Here is a 25,718-nt window from a genome sequence, read left to right on the forward strand (position 1 = left end):
ACCCGTCCGCCCCCCCGGCCCCCTCAGCGCTGCTTGGGCTCGACCGTCTCGACCGGACCGCCGGCCTTCTTCCAGCCGCCGAAGCCGGTCTCGATATGGGCGACGGGCTCGAGCCCCATGTCGGCCGCGATCTTGGTGGCGAGCGCCGAGCGCATGCCGCCGGCGCAGAAGAAGACGAACTTCTTGCCCGAGCGGAATTCTTCCTTGGCGTAGGGGCTGTCCGGGTCGATCCAGAATTCCAGCATGCCGCGGGGCACGTGCCAGGCGCCGGGGACGGCCCCGTCGCGCCACAGCTCGCGGATGTCGCGGATGTCGACGAAGGTGATGTCGTCGGCGCCGTGCAGGGCGATGGCCTGCTCGGCGGTCAGCACCTCCAGCTCGGCGTTGGCCGCCTTCACCATTTCCTTGGTGCTCTTGATAGCCATGGTCGTTCTCCCGTCCGGACCGGCGTTGGGGCCGCGGTCCTGTTAACCGATTGATTAATGCCTGCGCCCAAGTTCCGCAAGGCGAAACAGGGATGCGGGCGGGTCGCGGCGGCGAAGCGAAGCTCGGGCCCGTCGGGGGCGGAAGCCCCCTCGGCCCCGCGACCCGCGCCGCGGGTCGGGCGCCCGGAAAGGCGCCCGCGCGGCGTCAGCCCAGCTCCAGCGCCATCGCCGTGCCTTCGCCGCCGCCGATGCAGATGCCGGCCATGCCGCGCTTGAGCCCGCGGGCCTCCAGCGCGTGCATCAGGGTGACCAGGATCCGCGCGCCCGAGGCGCCGATCGGGTGGCCCAGCGCGCAGGCCCCGCCGTTGACGTTGAGCCTGGCGCGGTCGATGCCCAGATCGACTTCGGCGGCCATGGGCACCACGGCGAAGGCCTCGTTGATCTCCCACAGGTCGATGTCGGAGACCTGCCAGCCGATCCGCTCCATCAGCTTCTTCATCGCCGGGCCGGGGGCGGTGGAGAACCAGGCCGGCGCCTGCGCGTGGGAGGCGTGGCCGAGGATCGTGGCCCGGATGGTCAGCCCCAGCCGCTCGGCCTCGGACCGCTTCATCAGCGCCAGCGCCGCCGCCCCGTCGGAGATCGAGGAGGCGTTGGCCGGCGTCACCGTGCCGTCCTTGCGGAAGGCGGGCTTGAGGGTCGGGATCTTGTCGGGGCGGGCGTTGCGCGGCTGCTCGTCGGTGGCGACCTGGGTCTCGCCCTTGCGGGTGCGCAGGGTGACGGGGGCGACCTCGGCGTCGAAGTCGCCCTCGGTCTGGGCCCGCAGCGCCTCGGCCAGGGAGCGGATGGCGTAGTCGTCCTGGGCCTCGCGGGTGAACTGGAACTTTTCGGCGCAGTCCTCGGCGAAGGTTCCCATCAGGCGGCCGGGCTCGTAGGCGTCCTCGAGCCCGTCGAGGAACATGTGGTCCTTCACCTCCGAATGGCCGAGCCGGGCGCCGCCGCGCATCTTGGGCAGGATGTAGGGGGCGTTGGACATGCTCTCCATGCCCCCCGCCACCATGATCTTCTGGGAGCCGGCGAGGATCTGGTCATGGGCCATCATCACCGTGCGCATGCCCGAGCCGCACATCTTGTTGACGGTGGAGGCGGGGACGTCCTCGCCCAGGCCCGCGGCGAAGCCGGCCTGTCGGGCGGGCGCCTGACCCTGTCCGGCAGGGAGCACGCAGCCCATCAGCAGTTCGTCCACCTGGGCGGGGTCGAGGCCGGCGCGCTCGACGGCGGCCTTGATGGCGACGCCGCCGAGTTCAGCGGCGGCGGCGCCGGAGAGCTCGCCCTGGAAGCCGCCCATGGGGGTCCGGGCCGCGCCTACGATGACGACGGGGTCGTCGGTTGCTGCGGACATCGCTTCGCCTCCCTGATGGTGTGTTTGAGGCGCATTTGGGGGCGCCGGGGGGGGCGATGCAAGGGTCGGGACCGTGGCGCGGGACGTGGCCCAGGGGAGCGGCCGCCCCGAGCGCGCGCCGGTGGGACGCCCCCGCCTGCGGCCGCCCGGAACGGGGGCGCGGGTGGCGAAGGGGAGACGGGTGGGGACGACGGCGCGGAGACCCTCGGGGGTCGGCCGGGGGAGAGGGCGCATGTCTCCGCCCTCTTCGGCGAGGCCCGGCGCGACGCCGCCGCGAGGACCCGCCGCTGGCGCTGACCGCCCGCCCGCCGGCCTGGCCGCGCCTTTCGCCGCCCCGCCCCCTGGCCACCCGCGGCCCCGGTTCCCGCGCGCCGCGGCGCCCCGGCGCCGCCCGCGGACCCTTCGGCGGCGCGCGTCTCTTCTTCCCCAACGCGCCCCCGAAACGCGAAACGGCGCCCGTTTCCGGGCGCCGTTCGGGATTTTCGACAGCGACGACCCCGCAGGGCCGCCCGCCCCGATCACATGTTGCGCTGGCGGTAGGTGATGCGCCGGACCGACCCGGTGCGCGAGCGCATCAGGATCGTCTCGGTCTCCATCCACTCGCCGTCGCGGCGGGCGCCGCGCAGGATCGAGCCGTCGGTGACGCCGGTCGCCGCGAAGATCACGTCGTCGGTCACCAGCTCGCGCAGCGCGTATTTGCGGTCGAGATCGGTGATCCCGGCCTTGCGCGCCCGGCCCCGCTCGTCGTCGTTGCGGAACAGCAGCCGGCCCTGGAACTGGCCGCCCATGCAGCGCAGCGCGGCCGCGGCCAGCACGCCCTCGGGCGCCCCGCCGGAGCCCATGTACATGTCGATGCCGGTCACGTCGCTCTCGGCGCAGTGGATCACGCCGGCCACGTCGCCGTCGGTGATCAGGCGGATCGCGGCGCCGGTGGCGCGGATCTCGCGCACCATCTCCTCATGGCGCGGACGCTCCAGCACGCAGCAGGTGATGTCGGCCGGCGCGCAGCCCTTGGCCTTCGCCAGCGCCTCGATCCGCTCGGTCGGGGTCATGTCGAGGTCGACGACCCCCTCGGGATAGCCGGGGCCCACGGCGAGCTTGTCCATATAGACGTCGGGCGCGTGCAGCATCGAGCCGCGCGGCCCCATCGCGATCACGGTCAGCGCGTTGGGCATGTCCTTGGCGGTGAGCGTCGTGCCTTCCAGCGGGTCCAGCGCGATGTCCACGGCGGGGCCCTGGCCGCTGCCGACCTCCTCGCCGATGAACAGCATCGGGGCTTCGTCGCGCTCGCCCTCGCCGATCACCACGACGCCCTGGATGTCGAGCATGTTGAGCTGGTCGCGCATGGCGTTCACGGCGGCCTGGTCGGCGGCCTTCTCGTCCCCCTTGCCCACCAGCTTGGCGGAGGCGATGGCGGCGGCCTCGGAGACGCGGGCGAGGCCCAGCGACAGCATGCGGTCCGCGAAAATCGCGTCGGTGGCGGCGGGGCTCTGGTCGGGCATGGAAGCTCCCTGTTCGGGCGGTCGGCGAACGAAGGGCCGATCGACCCCCCGGGCATGGTTTCTACGAAGCGGGGCGGGCGGCGGCAAGGGAAACTCCTGTGACGCGGCGTCGGGGCCGGGCGCGCGGTAACCGTCTCTAAACCGACGGGCTATACTAGGCGGGCGACGCAACTTCGGAAGGAGACGCCCATGTTCGGCCTGTCGCGCGCGGCCCCCGATCAATCCGCGGATGCTCTGCGCCGCGCGCTGGAGGAATGCTGGGCGGTGATCGAATTCACGCCCGACGGGACCATCCTGCGGGTCAACAAGGCGTTCATCGAAACCGTCGGCTATTCGGAGCAGGAGCTGGTGGGCAAGCATCATTCCATGCTCTGCCCGCCGGAGGTGGCGCAATCGGAATTCTACAGGACCTTCTGGACCAGCCTCGCGGCGGGCAAGCCGGCCAACGGCCGCTTCAAGCGTCGCGACAAGAACGGTCAGGCCATCTTCCTGCGCGCCTCCTACATGCCGCTGAAGGATGCGGCCGGAAAGGTGACGCGGGTCGTCAAGATCGCCGCCGATGTCAGCAAGGACGCGGACGCGGAGCTTGACGCCAACGGCAAGCTGGAGGCGATCTCCCGCGTGCAGGCGATCATCGAATTCGACGTCGAGGGCCGGATTCTCACCGCCAACGAGAATTTCCTGAAGACGATGGGCTACCGTCTCGATGAGATCAAAGGCAAGCATCACCGGATCTTCATGCCGGCCGGCGAGGCCGAGAGCGCGGAATACGCCCAGTTCTGGAAGGCGCTTGGGGAAGGCGAAAGCTTCACGAAGGAGTTCCGCCGACGGTCCAAGGACGGCGTCGACGTGTGGATCGCGGCCTCCTACAACCCGGTGATGGACCGCTACGGCAAGGTGTTGCGCGTGGTGAAGTTCGCCACCAACGTGACCCCGCGGATGCAGTCGGTGGAGACGCTGGGGGAGGCTCTGGACCGGCTGTCGAACGGCGACCTGACTCGGGCCATCGACACGCCGCTTCAGCCCGCCTACGAGCCGCTGCGCCTCAGCGTCAACAAGGTGGTGGACTCCTATCGCGGCATGGTCGAGCGGATCGGCTCGGCGACGGAAACCCTGCGCCGCGGCTCGGGCCGCATCTCGAACGGCGCCACGGACCTGTCCGACCGGGCCGAGCAGCAGGCCGCCACGCTGGAGGAAGTCGCCGCGACGATCGAGGAGCTGTCGGGCGCCATCACCTCCACCGCGCAGAACTCGCGCCACGGCACCGACGTGGTGCGCAAGGCGGCGGAGCGGACCGAATCGGGGCAGGCGGTGATCGAGCAGGCCACCGACGCGGTGCGCACGATCGAGGAGAGCAGCCGCAAGATCAACGAGATCAACAGCGTGATCGAATCGATCGCGTTCCAGACCAACCTGCTGGCGCTGAACGCGGCGGTGGAGGCGGCGCGGGCCGGAGAGGCCGGCAAGGGCTTCGCGGTCGTGGCTTCGGAGGTGCGCAACCTCGCGCAGCGATCCTCGGACGCGGCGGCGGACACCTCGCGGCTGATCAAGGAGAGCAGCGGCAACGTGGAGCGCGGGGCGCAGCTGATGACCTCCGCCGTGCAGGTGTTCGGCGAGATCCGCGAGCAGGTGGACGCGCTGGCGCGGTCGATCGCCGATATCGACACGGCGAACACCGAGCAGGCGGCCGGGGTGAACGAGATCAACTCGGCGGTCGCTGACCTGGATGCGAACACCCAGGCCAACGCCCATGCGGCGGTGGAGAACGCGGCGGCGGCGCGGTCGCTGGACTCGGAACTGTCGGACCTTGCGGAGATGCTCGATTTCTTCCGCATCGGCGCCGCCCCGACCAGAAGCCGCCACGCCGCCTGAGCGCGGGCGGCCGCGTCAGCCCTGTCGCCAGGCCGAACCGTTCCGCCCGCGGCCGCAGGACACGTGGCCGCGAGCGGAACGGTTTCCAACGGCATCGTCGGCGCGACGACCCGCCAGCCGGACGAAGCGCAAGCAAGGGTGAGCGGCGCGGGACGGAACGGGCGACCGAGGAGGCGATCAGCGAGCGTCGACCACACGAGACCTTTGACGAAGCGGAGCCCCCCACGGCGCGCGACGGCTCGGATCCAGGCTCAGAGCGCCGGGCGCCGCATCGGCTTTCGGAACCGTGTTCGGGTTCGGACCTTCACCTGACCACCGAAGTCCGGGGCTCGGGCCGCCGGTCGGGAAACGGAGCCCGCGTCGCCCTGCCAGGCGCCGCCGACGCTCGCTTCTCTCGCCCCCCCCCGGGCCACGGCCCCAAGAGCCGGGCGCATCCGGACCGCACGGCATCCCGTTGGACTGCGAAAGGCCGCGCGCGGGGCGGCGTCTTTCATAGCGCCCCGCCCTGCCCCGACCCCGCGCGCGGCCGTCGCCGCGGGCCTTCCGGCCGAGTTCAGACGGTTTCGACCCGCAGCGCCATGGGCTGATCGAGGCATTCCTTCATGCCGCCCAGCCGCCCCAGCGCCCCGTCAAGCGCGGCGCGGGAGGTCGGGTGGGTCATGAAGATCGCCGGCGCCGCCCCGCCCTCGTGGTCATACTGGCGCATCTGGCGGATGGAGACGCCCTCCTCCCCCAGCGCCGCCGCCACCTTGGCCAGCGTCCCCGGCGCGTCATGCAGCGACATGCGCAGGTAGTAAGCAGCCGCCCCCGCATCCGCAGCGCGCGGGGCCGCGGTCAGCGACGCCGCCGGCGCCCCGAAAGCCGGCCCGATCAGGCCCCGGGCGATGTCCAGCACGTCGGCCATCACCGCCGAAGCGGTCGGCCCCTCGCCGGCGCCGGGGCCTTCGTAATGGGTGGCGCCGACGAAATCGCCCTCGACCATCACCGCGTTGGTCACGCCCGCAAGCCGGCCCAGCGCGCTGTCGACGGGCACCAGGCAGGGGGTCATGCGCTGCTCCAACCCCGCCTCGCTCATCGAGGCGACGCCCAGCAGCTTGATCCGGTAGCCCATGTCTTCGGCATGGGCGATGTCGGTGAGGGTCACCCGGTCGATGCCCTCGGTCTGCACGCCGGCGAAATCCACGCGGGTCCCGAAGCCCAGCGCCGCCAGCAGCGCCAGCTTGTGGGCGGCGTCGACGCCCCCGACGTCGAAGCTGGGATCGGCCTCGGCGTAGCCCAGCCGCTGCGCCTCCTCCAGCACCTCGGCGTAGTCGGCGCCGCGGGCCTGCATCTCGGTCAGGATGTAGTTGCAGGTGCCGTTCATCACGCCCATCACCCGGCGGATGCCGTTGGCGGCGAGCCCCTCGCCCAACGCCTTGACGATGGGGATGCCGCCGGCGACGGCGGCCTCGTAACGCAGGGCGACGCCGCGGGCCTCGGCGGCCTCGGCCATGGCCTGGCCGTGATGGGCGAGCATGGCCTTGTTGGCGGTGACCACGTGCTTGCCGGTCTCGATCGCGGCCTCGACCGCGGCCTTGGCGGGCCCGTCCTCGCCGCCCATCAGCTCCAGCAGCACGTCGAAGTCGTCGCGGCGGGCGAGGGCGACGGGATCGTCCTCCCACGCATAGGCGTCGAGCGCCACGCCCCGTTCGCGGCCGCGGGAGCGGGCGGAGACGGCGACGATCCGGATCGGGCGGCCGCCGCGGGCGGCGAGCAGGTCGGCATGGGTCTGCACGATCTTGACCACCCCCGCGCCCACGGTTCCCAGTCCGGCGATGCCAAGGCGAAGCGGGTTGGTCATGACGGTCGGAACCTCCGGAGACGGGTGGGCGCGAGCGGGCGCGAGGCAGGGGCGGCGCCGGGCCGGGCGGCCCGTGCGGATGCGCGGCCCTTGCTACAGGGGCCTTCGAATGGGGGCAACATGGCGAGGGCGCGCAGTCGTCGCGCCGGGCTGCGGCGCGCGGTGCGCGGCACAGGGGCCCGCGCGGCGCGGCCCGCGGCCCGGGCATCCGGACAGCGCGCACCCGGCCCGTCGCGAGGCGCCGCGGCAAGCCCGGCGCGGGTTGCGCCCGAGCGCCCGCGGCGCGTGGCGGCCGGTCGCGGGCCGCACGGTCTCGGAGGGGCGGCCCCCCGCATCATCGGCCAGGGGCGGGGGGGCCGGGAGGGACGGGGGCGGCGGAGCGCGACGGCGCCGCCCGGAGACCTCTCCGCCCGCGCCGCGCCCGACTGCGCCGCGGGCGGGACCGGGACGCCATTGAGCGGGCGAAGGCGGCGCTCCCCCCGCAGGCCACGGGCGCGCGCGGCGAAGGTCACTCGGCGGCGGCGCGGGCCTCGGCTTCAACATGGCGGGCCATGGCCGCCTCGGGGTCGGACAGCAGCTTCTTCACGCCGCGGGCGGCCTGGCGGATGCGCTGCTCGTTCTCCACCAGCCCGAGGCGCACGAAGCCCTCGCCGTATTCGCCGAAGCCGATGCCCGGCGCCACGGCCACCTCGGCCTCGCGCAGCAGCATCTTGGAGAACTCCATGGAGCCCAGCGCCCGGAACGGCTCAGGCGCCGGGGCCCAGGCGAACATGGTGGCGGGGGGCGAGGGGATCTCCCACCCGGCCCTCGAAAAACTGTCGACCAGCACGTCGCGGCGCGCCTTGTAGACCGCCCGGATCTCTCCCACGCAGTCCTGCGGGCCGTTCAGCGCGGCGGCGGCCGCGACCTGCACCGGCGTGAAGGCGCCGTAATCCAGGTAGGATTTGATCCGCGACAGCGCCCCGATCAGGCGCTCATTGCCCACCGCGAAGCCCATCCGCCAGCCCGGCATGGAATAGGTCTTGGACATCGAGGTGAACTCGACCGCGATGTCCTTGGCGCCCGCCGCCTGCAGGATCGAGGGCGGCGGATTGTCCTCGTCGAAATAGATCTCGGCATAGGCGAGGTCCGACAGCACCCAGATGTCATGCCGCTTGGCCAGCTTCACCAGCGCTTCGTAGAAATCCAGGTCGCAGACCTGCGCGGTCGGGTTGGAGGGGAAGTTGACCACCACCGCCGTCGGCGCCGGCACCGTGTGCATGCAGGCGTGGTCGATGTCGCGCAGGTAGCGCTCGGGGTCGAACACACCGCCGGGCAGCGGGATGTGGCGCAGGGCGCCGCCGGCGATGATGAAGCCGTAGGGATGGATCGGGTAGGAGGGCGAGGGCGTCAGCACCACGTCGCCCGGCGCGGTTATCGCCATGGCGAGGTTGGCGAGCCCCTCCTTGGAGCCGAGGGTGGCGACGACCTCGGTCTCCGGGTTCAGATCCACCCCGAAACGGCGGGCGTAGTAGCCGGCCTGAGCGCGGCGCAGGCCCGGAATGCCCCTGGAGGCCGAATAGCGATGGGTGCGCGGGCGCTTCACCGTCTCGACCAGCTTGTCGACGATATGGGCGGGGGTATCCATGTCGGGATTGCCCATGCCGAAATCGATGATGTCCATGCCGTCGGCGCGGAAGGCGGCCTTCAGGCGATTGACCTCGGCGAACACATAGGGCGGCAGGCGCTTGATGCGGTGAAATTCGTCGGACGGTCGGGGCATGGCGGCGTTTCCAGGGCGGTGCGATGGGCCGCGTCGGATCTGTCGCCCGACTGCGGAGATGGGGCGGCGTCATAGCATTTTCGCAGCGGAATGACAGGCGGTTTCGCGGGGCGGGCGGGCGCCGGCCGGGAGTTCGGGGAGGAAGGCGCCGCGTCGAGGTCACGCCAACGGCCCGGTTGCGCCCGCGGCGCGCGGAGAGCGGGCGCGGAACCCGAACGCGCGCCGCTGGGACGGGGGGCTTGAAATCCCCGGCGACGGCGCAAAGGTGAAGGGGCGACGCAACGAGCTCGACGACGAAACGAAGTCGACGGGTCGAGGGCGCGAAGGCGAAGGGGACGCAGGGCGGGCCGTCGCGACGCGCAGCGGCGCGCGGGGCGCCCGGCGGTCAGCCCTCGGCCGCGGCCTCCGCCGCCCGCGCTTCGGCCTCCGCGGCGTTGGCGCGGCCGGCGGCCTGCAGGCGCGACAGCTCGGCCGGGCTCATCACCGGGGCGCCCAGCGTCTCCGCCGTCACCGCCGCGGCGGCGGCATCCGCGCGCAGCCGCTCCGCCGCCGCCCGACCCTGGGCCGGATCCGGGGCGCCCGGCCCGAACGCTCCCGGCGGCGGCGCGTCGGGGAAATCGGCCAGCGCCGGCCACGCCGTGCCCTGGGGGACCGGGGTCCGCGGCAGATCCAGCACCTCGAAGGGCGAGCGCCCGTCCTCGCAGCCGGCCAGAGCCATCCCGCAAAGCAACATCGTTGCTGCGGCGCACAATGACGCATGACGCGCGGCGGGTTTGTTCGGTTCGTGGCGATTGTGCATTATGGTAGAATACTTACCGACGCGCGAAGCCGCGCGCCAGTGCCTGCGAAGCGACGGCCACGCCGAATGAGCCGCGCTCGACCCGGAGGACGACCAGAATGGAAGACCGCGACCTCTCCCGCCAGGCCGCCGACGCCGCCGTGGACACCGCCGAGTTCGCGCTGAACATGGCCAAGGTGATGGAATCGAGCCAGCAGATCTGGCTGCGTCTGCTCAAGACGCAGATGAATGACGACAAGCCCTTGCACGCCGATCCGCTCAACGCCTTCCCGGCGTTCGCCGAGCTTCAGCACGCCGTGCTCAACCACCCCCAGCAGGTGGCCGAGCGCTCGATGCAGCTCTGGGCCAACCAGGCCGAGCTGTGGCGCCGCGCGACCTCGCAATGGTTCGGGACCGAACCCCCCGCCGACCCGGTGGCCGCGCCGGCCAGGGGCGACAAGCGCTTCAAGCATGATTCGTGGTCCCGCGACCGCGTCTTCGACTACATCAAGCAGTCCTACCTGCTGACCGCCTCCTACCTGGAGAACGTGGCCGACGACGTGGGCGAGGATCTCGCCCCCCGTGACCGCAAGAAGATCGGCTTTCTCATGCGGCAGTGGATCGAGGCGATGTCGCCCTCCAACTTCGCCGCCACCAATCCCGAGGTCATCGAGGCCACGCTGGCCCAGAAGGGCGACAACCTGGTGCGCGGCCTGCGCATGATGGCCGAGGACCTGGAGCGCGGCAAAGGCACCCTGATCATCCGCCAGACCGACATGAAGGCCTTCAAGGTCGGGCGCGACATGGCGGTGACGCCGGGCAAGGTGGTGTTCGAAAACGACATCCTGCAACTGCTGCAATACGCGCCGGCGACCGAGCAGGTGCACCAGACCCCGATCCTGTTCATCCCGCCCTGGATCAACAAGTATTACATCCTCGACCTCAACGCCCAGAAGTCGATGGTCAAGTGGATGACCGAGCAGGGCTTCACCGTCTTCCTGATCTCCTGGGTCAATCCGGACGAGCGCCATCGCGACCACACCTGGGAGAGCTACCTGGTCGAGGGCGCCATGACCGCCATCGAGAAGGTGCTGGAGGAGACCGGGGAGAAGACCCTCAACCTCTCGGCCTACTGCATCGGCGGCACGCTGACCGCGACCATGCTGGCGATCATGGCCAAGACCGGGGACAAGCGGGTCAAGTCCTGCACCTTCTTCACCGCGCTGACCGATTTCGAGGACGCGGGCGACCTGCAGGTCTTCGTGGACGAGAACACGCTCGACGTCGTCGACGACCAGATGGACAAGGGCTTCCTGCCGGCCGAGGCGATGGCCACGACCTTCAACATGCTGCGCTCGACCGACCTGATCTGGAACTACGTCGTCTCGAACTACTACCTGGGGAAGGAGCCGTTCCCCTTCGACCTGCTCTACTGGAACGCGGATTCCGTGGCGATGCCGGCGAAGCTGCACCACTATTACCTGGAGCGGTTCTACAACGACAACGCCTTCTCCAGGGGCGACCTGCGGATGCTGAACGTCGACGTGACGATTTCGGACATCAAGGTCCCGGTCTACGCCATGGCCTCGAAGGAGGACCACATCGCCCCGGCGGCGGCGGTCTATCGCGGCGTGCGGATGATGACCGGCGCGCGGGAGCGTCGCTTCGTGCTGGCCGGCTCGGGCCATATCGCGGGGGTGATCAACCCGCCGGAGCTGAAGAAGTATCAGCACTGGGTGGACGGCGATTTCTCGGAAGGCGAGCTGACCGGCTGGCTGGAGACGGCGGAGGAGCGCCCCGGCTCCTGGTGGCCGGACTGGGCGGCGTGGCTGGCGAAGAAGTCCGGCAAGATGGTCCCGGCCCGCGAGCCTGGGGCTGTGCTGGGCGTGCTGGAGGACGCGCCGGGGAGCTTCGTGAAGAAGCGGTTCGACGAGGGGTGAGGCTGAGCTTCAGCTAAAATCTTCGTAAGGGTCTACGCCCACTGGATAGACCGACTTCAGCGCTTCATCTGATTTTCGGTCTCCATTGGGCCCACGGAACATTGGATGGACACACAAGGTGTCGGTGCCCCGAGGCATAAGCTCTCCTCTGGAGTTGTACTCAAATTGAGCAACTTGGTATCGGTCGGACACGTTCTGCTGAACCCCAATGCAACCCAGCTCAATTAACATCCTAGCAAAATCCAGCTCAGTAACCTTTTCTGAGATGCCGGGCCTCCCCCTCAGGTGCCTCCTATATATCACCTCCAACTCATCTAACTTGAATGTATAACCCAATCGAGGCACTACATCCCTGCACACCTTCCATGCGCCTGGATAGCTTGCCCGAAACGCGGTGCAAACACTAGTCGCAAGCTCATTAACTATTTTATATGTGCCATCCAACACATGTCGAGGCTGAATATAAGCGTACTCACCTGTCTCTGAGTAGTTTTCACGAATCACTGAGTGAAAGATCTTCAAGGCCTGACGGGGAAGCATTTGAGTATGACGAAGGATGAATATCTCCGGACGCTCAAGGTCGCCAGTCTCATTAGTAACCATTTCCGGGAAAACTTTCTCGAAAAACCTCTGCAGCCCTTGACGGCTATCCAGATTCAAACCAAGTAACTCCCTATTTCTGACAGAGCTCCCATCATTGTACAGACGCATATGAATACACATTCTATGAGCGACAACCGAAAGTATCTCGGATGACTTCCAATGCAAAAACAGCGGCGGATTAAAATCCTTGCCCGCATTCGTTGAAAGTGCCAAAAAATTATAGTAGAGTTCCGATGGGATACAACAGCGAACCTCAGGCCTATTCCTTCTGGTGTTGAATTTCCCCACAGACTTTAAAAAACCTTTTATTCCGTCCGAAACACGCTCATCATCTACTTTGTAGCTCTCCAAGCTATCAATTAGTATCACAACACGAATCTCGTTATCACGACACAAACTCTCCACCCTCTGGCGAAGCTCACGCCCGGGCTCATCGAACTCATTGAACAGCTCTCCGAACAAAGCCGATAACATACCGCCCGAAGACCCCGATGCGTACCGCCCGTTCAAGCGCCGAATCAAACGTGTAAGGAAACTGGTCGCGGAGTTCGCCCGCTCCACCCCTAATTCACCGAAATAGTTCTCAAGAAACTGATCTCTAGAAATCAGCCTAGGGTATCTCCTTCTGAGTTCGCTAAGGATTATCGTAAACAGCACGGAATCCCAGTAATCGTCCATTTCCTCAACAAAAACAGTCCCGCCTCCTTGAGAAGATATCTCACCAACCTCTTTAAATACCTTCCATTTGTCAATATTTATACAAATATCATATTTCCCAAAGCCCTCAATATAAGACAGATAGGCAGTCTTACCTGACCCCCTACGTCCAACAACGTAAGAAGGGCTCGAATCCTTCTGCTTATAAAGCCTGTCATGAAAGTCGAAAAGTATTCGTCGAGCTTCAGGATCCGAAATAATATCCGCGTCCGTTGGCCCGACGAGCTGATTTCGGAACACGTACTCCCGCATGAGAGCACAGGTGCGCTTATCTTCCCACCAATTAATCAAAAAATAGCCCTCCCTTAGATTTCCAATCTAAGGGTAGCATTCAAACTATCCCGCCATCAACGCCAATTTAAGGTTCGTTCATCCGCAAAAAAGCAGCTGGCATACAGCTAAGATGGCTCACCGCTTCTTCGGAGCAGACTGTTCTCTACTCCGCGGCGATCTGCGCCTCGCCGTCCGCGGCCAGGAACCGCTCCGCCTCCAGCGCCGCCATGCAGCCCATGCCGGCGCTCGTCACCGCCTGGCGGTAGACGTGGTCCGTCACGTCCCCCGCCGCGAAAACGCCGGGGACGGAGGTCTCGGTGGTTCCAGCCTTCACCTTCACGTAGCCGCCATGGTGCAGCTCAAGCTGGTCCGCGACCAGCTCCGAGCTCGGCGAGTGGCCGATGGCGATGAAGATGCCGGCGCAGTCGATCATCCGCTCCGCCCCCGTCGTCGCGTGCCGCAGCCGCGCGCCGGTGACGCCCAGCGGGTCGGCGTCGCCGATCACCTCGTCAAGCTGGTGGTCCCAGATCAGCTCGACCTTGGGATTCTTGAACAGCCGGTCCTGCAGGATCTTCTCGGCCCGCAGCCCGTCGCGGCGATGCACCAGCGTCACCTTGGACGCGAAATTGGTCAGGAACAGCGCCTCCTCGACCGCGGTGTTGCCGCCGCCGATCACCACGACCTCCTTGCCGCGGTAGAAGAACCCGTCGCAGGTCGCGCAGGCGGAGACGCCGAAGCCCTTGAACTTCTCCTCCGTCTCCAGCCCCAGCCAGCGGGCCTGGGCGCCGGTGGCGAGGATCACCGCCTCGGCCTCGATCACGTCGCCGCCGTCCAGTTCGGCCCGGAACGGGCGCTTGGACAGGTCCAGCTTGCCCACGAGGTCCGAGATGATCTCGGTCCCCACGGCGCGGGCATGGGCCTCCATCCGCTCCATCAGGGCGGGGCCCTGGACCTCGGTGTCGCCGGGCCAGTTCTCGACCTCGGTGGTGATGGTCAGCTGGCCGCCGGGCTGGATGCCCTGCACGAGCACCGGCTCCAGCATGGCGCGCGAGGCGTAGACGGCGGCCGTGTAGCCCGCCGGCCCCGAGCCGATGATCAGAACCTTCACCTGCCGCGTGTCGCCCATGTTCCCGCCTCCTGAATCCATTTCAGCCCATATAGCGACGCCTCCGCGCCGGCGAAACCCGTGCAAGGCCGGGATGCGCCTGCGCGTCGGCTGAGCGGGGAGGCGGGGTGGGCGGGCGGGCGCTCTCCCCGCTCAGTCGGCGCGCAGGCGCGGGGCGAGGATCGCGGCCACGCGCCCGGCTTCGTCCAGCGGAGCGACCTCCCAGACCTGCGGCGCCCCCGCCCAGTCCCGCGCCGCCCCGCGCGAGGCCAATCCCGCATGGAACCGCGCCAGCTTCGCCGCCAGCCCGGCCACCGGCAGCACGTTGACCGGCAGCCCGGCGGACGCGGCCTCGGACGCCATGTTCACCGAATCCGCCGTCGCCAGCGCCGCGTCCGCCAGCCCGAGGATGCCGGGATAGGGGTTCTCCCCCGTCCCGTCCCAGACGAAGGCGCCCGGCGCCGCATCGCGCATCGCCGCCACCAGCCCCGCCGGCGTGCGGCGCGAGGGCGTGACCATCAGCCCCCAGCCGTCCGCCTCCGCCGCGGCCAGCGCCGCCAGCACGGCCCGCCCCTCCGCCTCCCCCCAGCGGTTGGAGCCCGAGGGCCCGCCGATCAGCGCCGCCAGCCGCGGGCGCGCCAGCCCCTCCAGCCGCGCGGCCCAGGGGGCGGCGGCGGCGCGCGCGATCTCCGGCGTCACGGCGGAGAGGGAGCCCAGCGTGGTCACCACCCCCGGTCCCGTCCGTCCGTCATGCTCGGGCAGCACCAGCGCGTCGAAGGCGCCCGCGCCCATCCGGGGGTCCAGGATCTGCACCGCGCGCACCCGCCCGCCCGCCCCCATAGCCGACAGCGCCCGCATCGCCGCCGCCGCGGGGGCGGAGCGGCGTCCGGCCGAGATCACCAGCCCCGGCCAGGGCTTCGCCAGCCCCTCGGGCGCGGCGAATCCCGAGAACGGCCAGCCCCCCACCCGCGCCGGGATCATCCGCCACAGCCGCGCCGGCAGGCGCCCCGCCCAGGCGCGGGGGACCGCGCGGCGCAATTCGGCCGGGGCGAAGCCGTGCGGCTCCAGCGCGCGGGCCAGCGCGCGGGCCGGGTTCTCGTTGCCCGGCCGCCCGTCGGTCACCACCCAGACGGGCGTCTCCGCGCCCTCCGCCCGCCCGTCGGGCGAGTTTCCGCAGGGGCGGACGTGACGTCCTTCGCGATTGTTCGGCATCGGGTCCATTTCCGAATCTTGCGCTTCCGCGCAACATCATTGCATTGTCGCGGCCGACCTACGCAATTCGGCGCACTCGCGCCGCGCCCCTCCGCCCGCGCTTTCGCGGCGAGGCCGCGGCCGTCGCCCCCGTCCAGGACCGCCCATGCCGCCCGCCAAGCTCGACCCCATCGACCGCAAGATCCTCGCCGAGCTTCAGGCCGACGGCCGCATGACCAATGTCGAACTGTCGCGACGCGTCGGCATATCGGCCCCTCCCTGCCTGCGCCGCGTCCGCGCGCTGGAGGAGACCGGCTTCATCGAGGGCTACCACGCGCGGGTCAACACGCGGCAGCTCGGCTTCGAGGTCGCGGTCTTCGCCATGGTCTCCCTGCGCTCGCAGGCCGAAAGCGACCTGAACGCCTTCGAGGACCGGGTGCGATCCTGGCCGCTGGTACGCGAGTGCCACATGCTCAACGGCGAGATCGACTTCATCCTGAAATGCGTGGCGCCGGATCTGTCGACCTTCCAGCGGTTCCTGACCGAGGACCTGGTATCGGCGCCCAATGTCGCCGGCGTGAAGACCTCGCTGGTGATCCGCGAGACCAAATGGGAGCCCGGCGTCCCCTTCGACGTGCTGGAAGCCCGCGCCACGTCCGACTGACGACCGCCCTTCCGCCCTCCCCCCTCTACCCCGTCACCGTCAGGTCCAGCGGAATGCGGGACAGCGGCTCGGCCCCGTCCGGCCCGACCAGGCTGGTGCGCCCGAGGCTCATGGCGGCGCCGCTGTCGCTGTCCGCAAGGATCATGTGCAGGAAGAACACCATGTTCTCCGCCATGATCGCGGGGGCGCCTTCGTAAAACATCTGCGGGTCCATCCAGCTCGGCGCGAAGCGCGCCCCGAGGCTGTAGCCGCAGGCGTTGAGCCGATGCGCCGCCAGGCCATGGGCGTCGAGCACCCGCGCATGGGCGTCGAAGACCTCCGCCATCGGCCGGCCGGGACGCAGGGCGGCTTCGCAGGCTTCCAGCGCCTCGCGGGCGGCGGCGTGCATCTTCAGATGCTCGGGCCGGGGGTCGCCGACGATGGCGGCGCGCATGTTGGCCACGTGGTATTGCCGCGCGACGCCGGCCCATTCGAGAGTCAGCTGGTCCCGCGCCTCCAGACGACGGCGCCCGGACTGGAAGCGGCAGAGCAGCGCCAGGTCGCCCGAGCCGATGATCGTGGGATTGGCGGGATAGTCGCCGCCCTCCGCGAACATGCCGCCCTGAAGCGCCGCGAGGATCTCGGCCTCCTCCGCGCCGGGGCGGATGGCGGGCAACGCGCGCGCCCACCCCGCGTCGGCGATGCGGGCGGCCTCGCGCACCAGGGCGATTTCGGCGGGGCTTTTCACCAGCCGCAGGGCGGGAACCAGGTCCGAGGCCTCCACCAGCTCGGCCCGGCCCGACAGCCGCGCCTCGACCCGGCGACCATTGGCCATGGTCAGGCCGTGGGTGTCCGTCTCCCATCCCAGCCGCCTGCCGGACAGCCCGAAGCCTTCGAGCATCGCCCACAGATCCGCCGAGGGGTCGGCCCCCGCCGCATCCTTCCACACCCGGATGTCGTCGAGCGTCGAGGTCAGCTGCGCCTGCCGCAGATCGGCGGAGCGGGTGACCAGTGCCATGCGCTCGGGCGTCACCACCAGGCACTGGAAGAAGCAGTAGCCGAAGGTGTCGTAGCCGGTCAGCCAGTACTGGCTTTCGGGCGCGAAGAGCAGGAGCGCGTCGAGCCCCCGCGCCGCCATCTCCGCCCGCAGGCGGTCGGCGCGGGCGTCGAATTCGGCGGGGGCGAAGTGCAGCATGGAGGCTCCGGAGATGTCGGGGGTCAGGCGGGTAGGAGCGCGATGGCGGAGCAGAGCCGGCCGTAATCGCCCTCCGCCCGGTGCACGGCCCGGCGGTTGGAGAAGAACCGGGCCTCGTCGCGATAGGTGCAATGGCCGATCCACTCGGCCTCGCCCACCCCGGCCTCGCGCAGGCGGCGCAGGCCGTAGCCGGGCAGGTCGAACATCGGGCGCCCGTTGGGCCCGCCGGAGAAAAAGCGCTCGGCCTCCGGGTCGTCGAGGGTGAAGTCCTCGAAGAACTCCGGCCCGACCTCGTAGGCGGCCTGGGAGATGCAGGGACCGATGGCGGCGCGGATGCGGGCGCGGTCGGCGCCGCTGGCCTCCATGGCGTCCAGCGTCGCCTCCAGCACCCCGCCCAGCGCGCCGCGCCAGCCGGCATGGGCGGCGGCGATCACGCGCGCCTCGGGGTCGAGGAACAGGACCGGCATGCAATCCGCGGCCAGCGCCGCAAGCGCGAGGCCGGGTTCGGTGGTCACCATGGCGTCGGCCTCGCGCGACGCCTCCGGGCCCCAGGGGCCTTCGACGGTCAGCACCCGGTCGGAATGCACCTGGTGGAGGAACAGCAGCCGGTCGGGCGCGACCCCCATGGCGGCGGCGACGCGGGCCTTGTTCTCGGCCACCGCTTCGGGCGCGTCCTTCGAGCCCGCCCCGCAGTTCAGCCCCGCCCGGATGCCTTCCGAAACCCCGCCCTGCCGGGTGAAGAAGCCATGCGGGGTCCCGCGCAGGCCGGCGGCCAGCAGCGGGCGGAGCGGTTCGGCATCGGTCATCGGGGGGCTCCTGAAGCGCGGAGGACGTGGAACGGGCTCAGACCCCGGCGGGGCGCGGCTGCGCGGGGCCGGTCAGGGCGAGCGCCTTGAACAGGTCGCCCATCTCCTCGGGATGGGTCAACCGGCGATGGGCCGAAACGATGGCCTCCACCGGGTCATCCTGGGGCCCCGCCCCGCGCCCCGCTCCGGTCGGCGCGAGGGCGGGCGGGTGGGGAGCGCCGGCCGGAGCGGGGCGGGGGGCGGGGCGGGCCAGCGACCGGACCAGCGACTGGGCGCGCGCGGTGATCCCCAATCGCTCCAGGAACGCGCCCTGCGTCGCCAGCGGCCATGCGCGGGCGCCCTGCCCCTCCGCCGCCCGCGCCAGCGCCCCGAAATCCACATGGGCGGTCAGGTCGGCGCGCCCCGGCTCCGCCAGCGGGTCCACGTATTCATGGGCGCGCAAGGCCTGGAACGTGTCGCCGCCCATCGGCGGGCGCCGGCCATAGCCGTAATCGACGATCAGCGCCGCGCCCCCCGTCCGGGCCAGCCGGGCGCCGATCCAGCCGGCGGCGGCCTCGCCCGCCGGACAGATCTCCACCACCGCGCCGTCCGGCGCGCCCTGCGCCCCATCCCAGTTCCCGGGCGCCGCCCCGCCGAGGCCCAGCGTCAGGGCGCCGTCGCCGGTCATCCCCACCACCCGCTCCCGCCACGCGCCCGCGACCCGAAGAAACTGGCGGATCGGCAGCGCATCGAAGAACTCGTTGGCGACCAGCAGCAGGGGGGCGTCGTCGGGCAGATCCTCCAGCCGGTCGAACCAGCGCGGATCGCGCCCCGCCAGCGCCTCGGCCTGGCGGGCGCGCAGGGCGGGCGAGGTCTCGACCAGGTGCGGACGCGCGGCCTCGGCGAAGCCCGGAACCCGGCCGGCCGCGCGCAGGGCATCGGCCATCAGCGTGCCCCGCCCCGGTCCGGGCTCGGCCAGCACCACCCGCGCCGGGCTCCCGAGGTCCAGCCACGCCTGCGCCAGCCACAGCCCCACCAGTTCCCCGAACATCTGCGAAATCTCGGGCGCCGTCGTGAAATCCCCCGCCGCCCCCAGCGGGTCGCGGGTGATGTAGTAGCCGTGCCGCGGATGGCCGAGGCAGAGCCCCATATATTCCGCCAGCGGCATCGGCCCGCCCTGCGCGATCCGCGCCCGGATCAGGGGCAGCAGCGGCGGCTCGGGCGGGGACTCCGGCGGGGACTCCGGCGGGGACTCGGGGCTCATTCCGCCTCGGCCTCCCGCGGCGCGCCTCTCGCCCACGCCCCGCGCCGCGCCGCGACGATCACCGCCACGCCCGCCAGGATCATCGGGATCGACAGGATCTGGCCCATGGTCAGCCCCGCCTCCGGCCCCCATTGCCAGGCGAGCCCCAGCGGGTTGCCCTCGGATTGCAGGAAACGGTCGGGCTGGCGGAACAGCTCCACCACCGACCGCGCCAGCCCGTAGCCCACCAGGAACACCCCGATCAGCGCGCCGGGGCGCTTCAGCCAGCCGGCGCGGGTGGCCAGCCACCACATGACCAGGAACAGGACCGCGCCCTCCAGCCCGGCCTCGTAGATCTGCGAGGGGTGGCGCGGCTCCGGCCCGCCATTGGGAAAGATCACGCCCCAGGGCGCGTCCGTGGTCCGCCCCCAAAGCTCGGCGTTGATGAAATTTGCGATGCGCCCCAGCAGCAACCCGATGGGCGCGGCGCAGGCCACCGCGTCGCCGACCTCCATCACCGGGCGGCCCTTGGCGCGGGCCCATAGCCAGACGCCGGCGATCACCCCCAGGAACCCGCCATGGAAGGACATGCCGCCGTTCCAGATCGCCGGAATCTCGGCCGGATTCGCGAGGTAATAGGCCGGCTGGTAGAAGATCACGAAGCCCAGCCGCCCGCCGGCGATGACGCCGACCACCATCCAGGTGAGCAGCTCCTCGACCTCGGCCGGGCTCATCGGCGGGGCGCCGCGCCACAGGGCGGGGCGCGCCGCCAGCCGCGCCACGTAGCGCCAGCCGAGGATCAGCCCCGCGATATAGGCCAGCGCGTACCAGCGCAGCGAGAAGGTGAAGCTCCCGAGTTCCAGCGAGAAGATCGCCGGGTCGATGTTCGGAAAGGGAATGGCGAACATGGAGCCTCCGCCCGCTGGCCGTCCGGGCCGGATCGCCCGCGGGGAAGTCATGGCGCCTGAGCCCGGCCTTGGCCAGACCGGCGGGATCAACGGAGGTTGATGAGGCGCCGCCCGGATCATGGCGCCCTGATCATGGCGCGGGGATCATGGCGCCCGGACCATGGCGCGGGGCGCCCCTCGCCGCCCGCGACCGGCACGCCGCGCCGCGCGGGCGGATCGGCGCCGCCGGCGCGGCGGTCGACGCGCGGCTCCCCCGGCCTGCGGCGCGCGGCTCCGCCAACCCGCGGCGGCGCGGCCCGAAAGGCTAGCCCTCGACCAGCGCCTCGGCCTTCTCCAGGTCCACGGAGACCAGCTGCGACACCCCCTGCTCGGCCATGGTCACGCCGAACAGGCGGTCCATCCGGGCCATGGTCACCGCGTGGTGGGTGATGCACAGAAAGCGGGTGTCGGTGCGGCTCCGCATCTCGTCCAGAAGATCGCAGAAGCGGGTCACGTTGGCGTCGTCCAGCGGCGCGTCCACCTCGTCCAGCACGCAGATCGGCGACGGGTTGGCCAGGAACACCGCGAAGATCAGCGACAGCGCGGTCAGCGTCTGCTCCCCGCCCGACAGCAGCGACAGCGTCGACAGCTTTTTGCCCGGCGGCATGCACATGATCTCCAGCCCCGCGTCCAGCGGGTCGTCGGATTCCACCAGCACCAGATTGGCCTGCCCGCCCCCGAACAGCCGCGTGAACAGCTGGGCGAAGCTGGCGTTGACCTCGTCGAAGGCGGTCAGCAGGCGCTTTCGGCCCTCGGAATTCAGGCTCGCCACCCCCTGCCGCAGCTTGGCGATGGCCGCTTCCAGGTCGGTCTTCTCCGAATCCAGCATGTCGCGCTCGGCCTGGAGTTCCTTCGCGTCCTCCTCGGCCCGCAGGTTCACCGCGCCCAGCGCGTCGCGCTTGCGGCGCAGTTCGATGATCGCCAGCTCCGCCTCCTCGGCGCGGGGGGCGCGCTCGGCGTCGATCGACAGGCGGGCGGCGAGGGTCTGGGGGTTGCAGTCCAGCTCCTCCTCGATCCGCTCGGCGGCTTCGCCAACGCGGGAGACGGCGGCCTCGGCCACCGCCTCCAGCCGGGCGCGGCCCTCGCGGGCTTCGCCGGCGGCGCGCTCGGCTTCGCGCTGGGCGCGGTCGGCGTCGCGCAGGGCGGCCTCGGCGGCGGCGAGCGCGTCGCCGGCGGTCTTGCAGCGGATCTCGGCCTTGGAGATCGAGGCGACGAGTTCGTGGCGCCGGGTTTCCAGCTCCTCCGGCGCGGTGCGGGCGCGGGCCAGCTCCTCGGCGGTCTCGGCGATTCGGGCGTCGAGTTCCGCGACCCGCTGGCCGGCGCTTTCCTTGCGGCGATGCCAGCCGGCGCGCTCCTTCACGATGTCGCCCAGCCGCTTGAGCCGGGCCTCGCCCTCGCGCCGGCGCTCATCGGCGGCGGCGCGGGCGGCGAGCATGTCGGTGCGCGCGGCGGCGACGACGGATTTGGCGGCCTCGGCGGCGGCGCGGACTTCGCCCAGATCATCCAGCGCGGCGATGGCGGCTTCGGCCTCGGCGGCGGCGGCGCGGGCGGTGTCGGCCTCCTCCGCCCGTGCGGCGAGGCTGTCGACCAGCGCGGCGTGCCGGGCACGGCGCAGCTCCAGGTCGCCCTCGGCCCGGCCCAGGCCCTTCTCGGCCTCGGCCAGCGCGCTGTCGGCGCCGCGCCGCGCGGTGCGGGCGGCGGCGTCGGCCTCGGTGGCGCGGGTCAGGCGGGCGCGCGCGGCGGCATGGGCCTCACGCGTCGCGGCGGCGGCGGCTTCGGCGGTTTCCAGCTGGGCGCGCAGCGCGGCGAGCCGGTTGCGCTGTTGCAGCCGCAGCGCCGCGGCGGAGGGCGCGTCCCCCGCCCCGGCCCGCCAGCCGTCCCAGCGCCACAGGTCGCCTTCCCGGCTGACCAGCCGCTGACCGGGCGCGAGCGCGCCCTGCAGCCGGTCCCCGTCCGCCTGCGCCACGATCCCGATATGCGCGAGCCGGCGGGCCAGCGCCGCGGGCGCCTTCACATGCGGGGCGAGCGGTTCCGCGCCCTCGGGCAGGCCCGTCCCCGGCGCCGGATAGGCGTCGAGCGTCCGCCACCCGGCCCCCGCGGTCTTGCCCGGCGTGATCTCGGGCGCGCGCAGATCCTCGCCCAAAGCCGCGCCGAGCGCCGCCTCATGCCCCGGCGCGACCTCGATCCGGTCGAGCAGCTGGCCCTCGGCCCCCTTGTCGCGCGCCAGCATCCGGTCAAGCGCGTCGGCCTCCGCCTTCAGCGCGCTGGCCTCGCCCTGGGCGGAGGACGCCTCGGCCCGGGCGGCGGATTCAACGTCATGGGCCTCGGCGCGCTCGGCCTCCGCGGCGGCGAGCGCGGTTTCGGTGGCGGCGGCGCGGGCGCGGGCGCCCTCCGCGGTTTCGGTGGCGCGGGTCAGCGTGGCTTCGGCGGTCGCGATCCCCTGGGCCAGCTCCGCGGCGCCGGCTTCGGCGCGGGCGCGCTCGGCCTCGGCCTTGCGGGCGGCGGCGGCGGTCTCCTCGGCCAGCCGGCGGGCGGACTGGTGACGGGCGGCGAGCCGGGCGGCGTCGCCGGTCAGCCGGTCCAGTTCGCCCTCCTCCGCCTCCACCTTGGCGGTGGCGGCGCGGGCGGCCTCGGCGGCCTCGGCGATGCGGGCGGGGTGGCCGTCCTGCGCGTCCTGGAGCGCCTTCTCCTCCCAGTCCAGCCGGCCCACGGAGTCGTCCGCGTCGCGGCCCAGCGAGGATTCCCGCTCCAGATCCCTGGAAAGCTGCGTGCCCCGCGCCTCCAGCCGCCCGATCTCCGAGGCCGCCTGGCGCAGGCGCTCGTCGATCTGGTCCCGCTCCACCAGTTGCCGTTGCAGGATGGCGCCGGAGACCACGTCCTCCTCGCGCAGGGGGGGCAGCGCCTCCTCCGCCTTCAGGCGGGCGGTGGCGCGGGCGGCGGCTTCGGCCTCGGCGCGGGCGGCCTCGGCGGTGGCGTCGCGCAGGCGGGCGCGGGCGGCCTCGGCCTCCTCCGCGGCCTCGCGCCAGCGCAGCCACAGCAGCAGCCCCTCCGCCCCGCGCAGCTCGGCGGCGATCTCACGGTAGCGCGCCGCCTGTCTGGCCTGGCGGGCGAGCTGGGCGAGCTGCACGTCCAGCTTCTCCAGCACGTCCGACACCCGCAGCAGGTTGTCCTCGGCCGCCCGCAGCTTCAGCTCCGCCTCGTGCCGGCGCTGGTAGAGGCCCCCGATCCCCGCCGCTTCCTCAAGGATCGCGCGGCGCGCCTTGGGCTTGGCGTTGATCAGCTCCGAAATCCGCCCCTGCCGCACCAGCGCCGGCGAATGCGCGCCGGTGGAGGCGTCGGCGAACAGCATCCGCACGTCGCGGGCCCGCAGCTCCTTCCCGTTCAGCCGGAAGGCGGAGCCCGCGTCGCGGGTGATGCGGCGGATGATGTCGAGCTGGTCGGTCTTGTTGAACTCGGCCGGGGCGGTGAAATCCGAGTTGTCGATATGGATGGCGACTTCGGCGTAGGACCGGGCCGGGCGGGTCGAGGCGCCGGCGAAGATCACGTCCTCCATGCCGTCGCCGCGCATGGCCTTGGCCGAGGTCTCCCCCATCACCCAGCGCAGGGCTTCCAGCAGGTTGGACTTGCCGCAGCCGTTCGGGCCCACCACCCCGGTCAGACCGGGGGCGATCACCAGCTCCGTGGAGTCTACGAAGCTCTTGAAGCCCTGGAGCCGGAGACGGGTGAACTGCATGTGCGGAGGCCCTGGATGCGCCGAGTCGCGATTCAGGAAGCATCTGGGGATGGACCCCCAAGGTCAAGGGGGTCCATCAATATGTAGCCCATCAGGGGACAATGCCCCCTAGATACAGCGCGTCAGTCTTCCAGCGCCGCGTCGATGGCGGCGGAGAGGTTGGCGAGGGTCGGGTTCTCCACCTTGTCCTCGCCCACGATCAGGGTCGGCGTGCCGGTCAGGCGCGGATCGTTGCGGAACCCCTGATACATGGTGACCAGCGCGCGGGCGCCGTCCTCGTCGGCGATGCAGGCGTCAATCTGCTCGGCGGACATGCCGACCTGGCGGCCCATGGTCTTGAGCTTCTCGGCCGGATCATCGGCGCGGGTCCAGTCGTCCTGGCGGGTCAGCAGCAGGTCGATCAGGCCGAAATAGCGCTCCGGGCCGGCGCAGCGGGCGACCTGGGCGGCGGCGAGGCCGAAGCGGTCGAAATAGACCTCCCGGAACTCGTAGCGGATCTTGCCGCTGTCGATGTAGTCCCGCTTGATCCCGCCGAACACGTCGCGCTGGAAGGCGGCGCAATGCGGGCAGGTGAGCGAGGCGTATTCGATCACCGTCACCGGCGCGCTTTCCTCGCCCAGGGTGAACACGCCCAGCGCCATGCCCGACGGCGAGGTCTCGACGTCCGCCGCCTGCGCGGCGAGGCCCAGCGCCGAGGCGGTGGAGGTCGGGGCGTGGATCGCGGCGGCGCCGAGCGCGAAGGCGGCGGCGGCGGCGAGCGCGAGGGTCTTGGGGAACATCAGCGTCTCCTGTCGGGGGCGCGGGGGGCGCCGTGAAACTGCGGGTCGGGCAACAGCGGGTCGGGGGTGCAGAGATAACCGGGCCGGGCCGCGGGCTCAAACCGTCCGGGGGCCGCATCCGGTCACTTGCGCGAGATCGGGGGCGGTTTCGGGGCGCGGAGGAGGCGCGTGCGGGGCATGACGGAAGGGAGGGGGCGCTCAGCGCCGCCCGAGCGCCTTTCGGTTGGCGACGCTGGCGCCCAGCCGCTCCAGCGCCGCGCGCAGGCCGGGGTCGGAGACGGCGTCGATCTCCGCTTCGGTCTCGGGCGGGGGGGTCGCGTCGCGCCGCAGGGGGGCGGGGCCGGGCTCGGCGAAACCGGGGGCCGCGCCGGGGCGGACGCCGGGCGCGCCGCCGCGCACGCCCACCGCGCCGGGGCGCGCCACGGTCCCGCGGCCGCCCTGAACGACCTTGATCCGGGACACCGCGCGATAGCCGTAATGGGCGTTGACCCGCTCGGCTATGCGGGGGCCCTGCATCTCGATCTCGGTGGCCCGGGCGCCCTCGGCCTCCACGATCAGGGTGGCGCCATAGGCCGCGCCGGCCCAGGTCAGGCGGATCGGCCGGCAGGCGGCGGAAAGCTGGGCGCCGACGATGGTCGGCCAGTCGGTCAGCACCCGGATCTCGGCGAAGCCGCGGCGGGACGAGGCCTCGCGCACCGAGGGTTCGGCCAGCGCCGAAGCCTGGAGGAAGCCCCGCGCGCTGCGCTTGGGCTCGGCCGCCTTGCGGGGCGCGCGTTTGGCGGGCTTTTCGGCGGGAGGCGCGGCGACAGGCCCGGCGGCGGGCTCGGCGGGCTTGCGGGGCGCGGAAACGCCGCCCGCCGGCCCGGCCATCGCGGCGCGCGGACCGCGGCCCGGCCGCCTGGGCGCGGCGCCCTTGCGCCCGCCGCCGTCCTTGCCGAGGGTGCCGCCCATGATCGCTCCGCCCCCCTTCCGCATCGCGCCGTCCC

19 protein-coding genes are annotated in these 25,718 nt (G+C 71.2%); 3 read left to right on the forward strand and 16 right to left on the reverse strand.

Features of this window, described 5'->3' with window-relative positions:
* Positions 1-23: 23 nt before the first annotated feature.
* From BLV24_RS18240 to glpX, 3 genes are all read right to left on the reverse strand, one after another.
* Complete coding sequence (locus tag BLV24_RS18240; protein WP_092684484.1) at positions 24-425, reverse strand: rhodanese-like domain-containing protein; 402 nt, start codon at positions 423-425, stop codon at positions 24-26.
* A 205-nt stretch (positions 426-630) separates the two neighbouring features.
* Positions 631-1,824 carry an acetyl-CoA C-acyltransferase gene (locus BLV24_RS18245; RefSeq protein WP_092684486.1) on the reverse strand — a complete coding sequence of 398 codons (1,194 nt, stop codon included), beginning with the start codon at positions 1,822-1,824 and terminating at the stop codon, positions 631-633.
* 518 nt (positions 1,825-2,342) lie between these two features.
* A complete protein-coding gene (gene glpX, locus BLV24_RS18250) occupies positions 2,343-3,326 on the reverse strand; it encodes a class II fructose-bisphosphatase (protein WP_092684488.1) in 984 nt (327 codons plus the stop codon).
* 189 nt (positions 3,327-3,515) lie between these two features.
* On the opposite strand from glpX, the gene BLV24_RS18255 reads away from it, so the two are divergent.
* Positions 3,516-5,198 carry a methyl-accepting chemotaxis protein gene (locus BLV24_RS18255; RefSeq protein WP_092684490.1) on the forward strand — a complete coding sequence of 561 codons (1,683 nt, stop codon included), beginning with the start codon at positions 3,516-3,518 and terminating at the stop codon, positions 5,196-5,198.
* A gap of 553 nt (positions 5,199-5,751) precedes the next feature.
* Here BLV24_RS18255 and BLV24_RS18260 read toward each other — a convergent pair.
* The 3 genes from BLV24_RS18260 to BLV24_RS18270 form a co-directional block, all read right to left on the reverse strand.
* Positions 5,752-7,038 (reverse strand): homoserine dehydrogenase, encoded by a 1,287-nt coding sequence (locus BLV24_RS18260; RefSeq protein WP_092684492.1) that lies wholly within the window; start codon positions 7,036-7,038, stop codon positions 5,752-5,754.
* Between the two features lie 508 nt (positions 7,039-7,546).
* Positions 7,547-8,800 carry an LL-diaminopimelate aminotransferase gene (locus tag BLV24_RS18265; RefSeq protein ID WP_092684494.1) on the reverse strand — a complete coding sequence of 418 codons (1,254 nt, stop codon included), beginning with the start codon at positions 8,798-8,800 and terminating at the stop codon, positions 7,547-7,549.
* 385 nt (positions 8,801-9,185) lie between these two features.
* The gene (locus BLV24_RS18270; RefSeq protein ID WP_092684496.1) at positions 9,186-9,518 is read right to left on the reverse strand and encodes a hypothetical protein; all 333 of its coding nucleotides are present in this window, start codon (positions 9,516-9,518) and stop codon (positions 9,186-9,188) included.
* A 179-nt stretch (positions 9,519-9,697) separates the two neighbouring features.
* Between BLV24_RS18270 and BLV24_RS18275 the strand changes: the two genes are divergently transcribed.
* Positions 9,698-11,518 carry a PHA/PHB synthase family protein gene (locus tag BLV24_RS18275; protein ID WP_092684498.1) on the forward strand — a complete coding sequence of 607 codons (1,821 nt, stop codon included), beginning with the start codon at positions 9,698-9,700 and terminating at the stop codon, positions 11,516-11,518.
* Between the two features lie 9 nt (positions 11,519-11,527).
* Here the strand turns inward: BLV24_RS18275 and BLV24_RS21745 are convergent, their stop codons facing one another.
* The 3 genes from BLV24_RS21745 to BLV24_RS18285 all read right to left on the reverse strand — a co-directional run bounded on the left by BLV24_RS21745 (position 11,528) and on the right by BLV24_RS18285 (position 15,428).
* On the reverse strand, positions 11,528-13,090 hold the full coding sequence (locus BLV24_RS21745; RefSeq protein WP_176954818.1) for a P-loop ATPase, Sll1717 family: 1,563 nt from the start codon (positions 13,088-13,090) through the stop codon (positions 11,528-11,530).
* Between the two features lie 184 nt (positions 13,091-13,274).
* Positions 13,275-14,237 carry a thioredoxin-disulfide reductase gene (gene trxB / locus BLV24_RS18280; protein ID WP_092684500.1) on the reverse strand — a complete coding sequence of 321 codons (963 nt, stop codon included), beginning with the start codon at positions 14,235-14,237 and terminating at the stop codon, positions 13,275-13,277.
* Between the two features lie 132 nt (positions 14,238-14,369).
* Positions 14,370-15,428 carry a mitochondrial fission ELM1 family protein gene (locus BLV24_RS18285; RefSeq protein ID WP_176954819.1) on the reverse strand — a complete coding sequence of 353 codons (1,059 nt, stop codon included), beginning with the start codon at positions 15,426-15,428 and terminating at the stop codon, positions 14,370-14,372.
* Positions 15,429-15,573: 145 nt separating this feature from the next.
* Here BLV24_RS18285 and BLV24_RS18290 point away from each other — a divergent pair, with 145 nt between their 5' ends.
* Complete coding sequence (locus BLV24_RS18290; RefSeq protein ID WP_092684504.1) at positions 15,574-16,071, forward strand: Lrp/AsnC family transcriptional regulator; 498 nt, start codon at positions 15,574-15,576, stop codon at positions 16,069-16,071.
* Between the two features lie 25 nt (positions 16,072-16,096).
* On the opposite strand, the gene BLV24_RS18295 is transcribed toward BLV24_RS18290, so the two are convergent.
* The 7 genes from BLV24_RS18295 to BLV24_RS22925 all read right to left on the reverse strand — a co-directional run bounded on the left by BLV24_RS18295 (position 16,097) and on the right by BLV24_RS22925 (position 25,683).
* Entirely contained in the window at positions 16,097-17,245 is a 1,149-nt protein-coding gene (locus BLV24_RS18295; protein ID WP_092684506.1) for a M24 family metallopeptidase, read from the reverse strand.
* 23 nt (positions 17,246-17,268) lie between these two features.
* Positions 17,269-18,051 (reverse strand): peptidoglycan editing factor PgeF, encoded by a 783-nt coding sequence (pgeF, locus tag BLV24_RS18300; protein WP_092684508.1) that lies wholly within the window; start codon positions 18,049-18,051, stop codon positions 17,269-17,271.
* Between the two features lie 37 nt (positions 18,052-18,088).
* Positions 18,089-19,294, reverse strand: a complete 1,206-nt coding sequence (locus BLV24_RS18305) for a class I SAM-dependent methyltransferase (protein ID WP_092684510.1) — start codon at positions 19,292-19,294, stop codon at positions 18,089-18,091.
* A complete protein-coding gene (gene lgt, locus BLV24_RS18310; protein ID WP_092684512.1) occupies positions 19,291-20,181 on the reverse strand; it encodes a prolipoprotein diacylglyceryl transferase in 891 nt (296 codons plus the stop codon). The genes BLV24_RS18305 and lgt overlap by 4 nt, the downstream gene beginning before the upstream one ends.
* Before the next feature lie 304 nt (positions 20,182-20,485).
* Positions 20,486-23,953: a chromosome segregation protein SMC gene (smc, locus tag BLV24_RS18315; protein WP_092684514.1), complete on the reverse strand. Its 3,468-nt coding sequence runs from the start codon at positions 23,951-23,953 to the stop codon at positions 20,486-20,488.
* 122 nt (positions 23,954-24,075) lie between these two features.
* A complete protein-coding gene (locus BLV24_RS18320) occupies positions 24,076-24,732 on the reverse strand; it encodes a DsbA family protein (RefSeq protein WP_092684516.1) in 657 nt (218 codons plus the stop codon).
* Between the two features lie 198 nt (positions 24,733-24,930).
* On the reverse strand, positions 24,931-25,683 hold the full coding sequence (locus BLV24_RS22925; RefSeq protein ID WP_281242941.1) for a DUF721 domain-containing protein: 753 nt from the start codon (positions 25,681-25,683) through the stop codon (positions 24,931-24,933).
* Positions 25,684-25,718: the final 35 nt, after the last annotated feature.

The sequence above is a fragment of the Albimonas donghaensis genome (assembly GCF_900106695.1).
Classification (GTDB): Bacteria; Pseudomonadota; Alphaproteobacteria; order Rhodobacterales; family Rhodobacteraceae; genus Albimonas; species Albimonas donghaensis.

Coding starts and splice junctions, on each gene's coding strand:
- BLV24_RS18240 (WP_092684484.1), bottom strand. CDS start 425: ATGGCTATCAAGAGCACCAAGGAAATGGTGAAGGCGGCCAACGCCGAG.
- BLV24_RS18245 (WP_092684486.1), bottom strand. CDS start 1,824: ATGTCCGCAGCAACCGACGACCCCGTCGTCATCGTAGGCGCGGCCCGG.
- glpX (WP_092684488.1), bottom strand. CDS start 3,326: ATGCCCGACCAGAGCCCCGCCGCCACCGACGCGATTTTCGCGGACCGC.
- BLV24_RS18255 (WP_092684490.1), top strand. CDS start 3,516: ATGTTCGGCCTGTCGCGCGCGGCCCCCGATCAATCCGCGGATGCTCTG.
- BLV24_RS18260 (WP_092684492.1), bottom strand. CDS start 7,038: ATGACCAACCCGCTTCGCCTTGGCATCGCCGGACTGGGAACCGTGGGC.
- BLV24_RS18265 (WP_092684494.1), bottom strand. CDS start 8,800: ATGCCCCGACCGTCCGACGAATTTCACCGCATCAAGCGCCTGCCGCCC.
- BLV24_RS18270 (WP_092684496.1), bottom strand. CDS start 9,518: ATGGCTCTGGCCGGCTGCGAGGACGGGCGCTCGCCCTTCGAGGTGCTG.
- BLV24_RS18275 (WP_092684498.1), top strand. CDS start 9,698: ATGGAAGACCGCGACCTCTCCCGCCAGGCCGCCGACGCCGCCGTGGAC.
- BLV24_RS21745 (WP_176954818.1), bottom strand. CDS start 13,090: ATGCGGGAGTACGTGTTCCGAAATCAGCTCGTCGGGCCAACGGACGCG.
- trxB (WP_092684500.1), bottom strand. CDS start 14,237: ATGGGCGACACGCGGCAGGTGAAGGTTCTGATCATCGGCTCGGGGCCG.
- BLV24_RS18285 (WP_176954819.1), bottom strand. CDS start 15,428: ATGCCGAACAATCGCGAAGGACGTCACGTCCGCCCCTGCGGAAACTCG.
- BLV24_RS18290 (WP_092684504.1), top strand. CDS start 15,574: ATGCCGCCCGCCAAGCTCGACCCCATCGACCGCAAGATCCTCGCCGAG.
- BLV24_RS18295 (WP_092684506.1), bottom strand. CDS start 17,245: ATGCTGCACTTCGCCCCCGCCGAATTCGACGCCCGCGCCGACCGCCTG.
- pgeF (WP_092684508.1), bottom strand. CDS start 18,051: ATGACCGATGCCGAACCGCTCCGCCCGCTGCTGGCCGCCGGCCTGCGC.
- BLV24_RS18305 (WP_092684510.1), bottom strand. CDS start 19,294: ATGAGCCCCGAGTCCCCGCCGGAGTCCCCGCCGGAGTCCCCGCCCGAG.
- lgt (WP_092684512.1), bottom strand. CDS start 20,181: ATGTTCGCCATTCCCTTTCCGAACATCGACCCGGCGATCTTCTCGCTG.
- smc (WP_092684514.1), bottom strand. CDS start 23,953: ATGCAGTTCACCCGTCTCCGGCTCCAGGGCTTCAAGAGCTTCGTAGAC.
- BLV24_RS18320 (WP_092684516.1), bottom strand. CDS start 24,732: ATGTTCCCCAAGACCCTCGCGCTCGCCGCCGCCGCCGCCTTCGCGCTC.
- BLV24_RS22925 (WP_281242941.1), bottom strand. CDS start 25,683: ATGGGCGGCACCCTCGGCAAGGACGGCGGCGGGCGCAAGGGCGCCGCG.